This is a genomic window from Cellvibrio sp. (genome assembly GCF_053579595.1).
Map to the genome: position 1 here is coordinate 1 of NZ_JBRFPI010000541.1, position 2,101 is coordinate 2,101.

The window sequence follows — 2,101 nt, forward strand, 5'->3', positions numbered from 1 at the left end:
GAGAGGGGAAAGGTGCAACATATCCAGAAAGGGCTGCTGTTATCTCTTTGCCTGCTGCTGGCGGCCTGTAGCAGCCGTTATGACGAGAGCCACGGCGGCAGCTGGCGCGGCTATAGCGAGACCGGTTATGCCAGCTATTATGCCGACCGCTATCACGGCAAAAAAACTGCCAGCGGCGAGATCTATCGCCATAGCCTCAACAGCGCTGCTCATATGGAATTGCCCTTTGGCTCTATGGTACGCGTCACCAACCTCGCCAATGGCAAGAGCGTGGTGGTCAAGGTCAATGACCGCGGCGCCTTTAAAAATGGGCGTATTATCGATCTCTCCAAATCGGCCTTTAGCGCCATCGGCAATATTCGCGATGGGATTATCAAGGTAAAGGTTGAGGTGCTGTAAATGGATGTGTCAGAGGTATTCACTATTATTACCATCAATCTATTTATGCCTGCGAATAAATTTCAATTATAACCAATGACTGATTAAATTAAAAATCACCATGTATTAAAATACTTGGCAGTTAATGAAGCTTATATTTGGGTGCTAATTAAATGATAGCTACACTTACTAAGCATTATTAGGTTTGAGGGGGCGTGACATTTATTTTTCTTAAATTAATTATGTAAGTGTAAATTATAAAGTGCCTGCATGTTTTCAGTAGTACTCACCAGCACATTAGAGTCGGAAGCAGCCTCTAATAAATGTGTCAAAAATAGTGTCCAGAATAAAAGCTGGAAAAGATAGTTATCTGTTGCCAAGTGCCTCGGCGGCACGCTATATCTAGAGGTGCCAGGGGGCTGACTGCCCCTGAGAGGATATCTCTGCATTGTCAGAGGGTTACGCAGAGAAGCGTCTGGTCTCGTCAACCACAGCCAATAAGGTAAGCCATTATGTCTTCGCATCAACCGGCTGAAGATCTTGCTTCCTCCCGACCCGAGCTGGAGACCTTCTCTCTGGTGCTGGGCGGCCCGCTGTATCAGTTGTTAAATCGCGCCCATCTTGGCGATGTTACTTCCCATCTTCAATTACGCATTTTGGTGCTAAGCGGTATCTGCTGGTTACCTCTATTCGCGCTGAGTGCCTGGGAAGGTACCTTGTTTGGAAGCGGTGTTGCGGTTCCTTTTCTGCTGGATATTGAATCTCAAAGCCGATTTCTTGTCTGTGTCCCGCTGTTGATTTTTGCTGAGCTGATTGTACATCAGCGGATCCGCGGTATTCTGGCGCAGTTTTTAGAGCGGAGACTGATCCCCGATCATGCGTTGGCAAGCTTTCATCGCGCAATAAGCAATGCCATGGTTTGGCGCAACTCTGTGATCGCCGAATTACTCTTGCTGGTGCTTGTATTCTCCAGCGGCTATTTCGTTCGCACCCACACCTTCGTGCTGGATGCGTCGGCTTGGTATAGCTCACTGCGTAATGGCCAGGAAAGTTTCTCCTTTGCCGGTATCTGGTTTTTCTGGATCAGCATTCCCATTACCCAGTTCCTGATACTGCGCTGGTTTTATCGCATCTTTATCTGGAGTCGCTTGTTATGGCAGTTGTCACGCCTTCCTCTTGCGCTCATCCCAACTCACCCTGATCGCAACGCGGGGCTCGGTTTTCTGGGGGCGTCAGCCTATGCCTATTCCCCTTTGCTTACCGTATTTGGCGTCCAGTTTGCAGGTTATATATCCAATCGAATTTTGCATGATGGCGCGGTACTTACTGATTACAAGCCGGAAATCGCCTTGCTGGTTGCGGTCGGACTCGTCCTGGTTTTGGCACCATTAACTGTTTTTGCAGTCAAAATCATGCGAGCCAAACGTACAGGATTACGTGAATATGGTGCTCTTGCTGCCGAATATACGAGCGGTTTTGAGCGTCGCTGGTTGCATACCGTGGACAGGGATGGAGAAACCCTATTGGGCTCCGCTGATATCCAGTCCCTTGCGGATCTGGGTAACGCATATGCGGTGATCAAAGAGATCCGCCCGCTTCCCTTTAGTCGAGATACAATTATGCAGCTCGTCATGGCAACGCTCATTCCGTTCACGCCGCTGCTGTTCACGCTATTTTCGTTCGAGGTGATTCTTGATCGCTTCATCGGTATTGTTTTCTAAGC

At 48.6% G+C, this 2,101-nt stretch carries 2 protein-coding genes; both read left to right on the forward strand.

Annotated features, from left to right (window positions below; all coding sequences use genetic code 11):
* A partial coding sequence (locus ACWA6V_RS20885; protein ID WP_449524292.1) for a septal ring lytic transglycosylase RlpA family protein occupies window positions 1-399 on the forward strand: 399 nt, incomplete at its 5' end.
* A 491-nt stretch (window positions 400-890) separates the two neighbouring features.
* Window positions 891-2,099, forward strand: coding sequence for a hypothetical protein (locus ACWA6V_RS20890; RefSeq protein ID WP_058051522.1), 1,209 nt, complete (start codon window positions 891-893; stop codon window positions 2,097-2,099).
* Window positions 2,100-2,101: the final 2 nt, after the last annotated feature.

Bases quoted from the DNA above. Each gene is read 5' to 3' on its own strand.
- ACWA6V_RS20890 (WP_058051522.1), top strand. From the start codon at position 891: ATGTCTTCGCATCAACCGGCTGAAGATCTTGCTTCCTCCCGACCCGAG.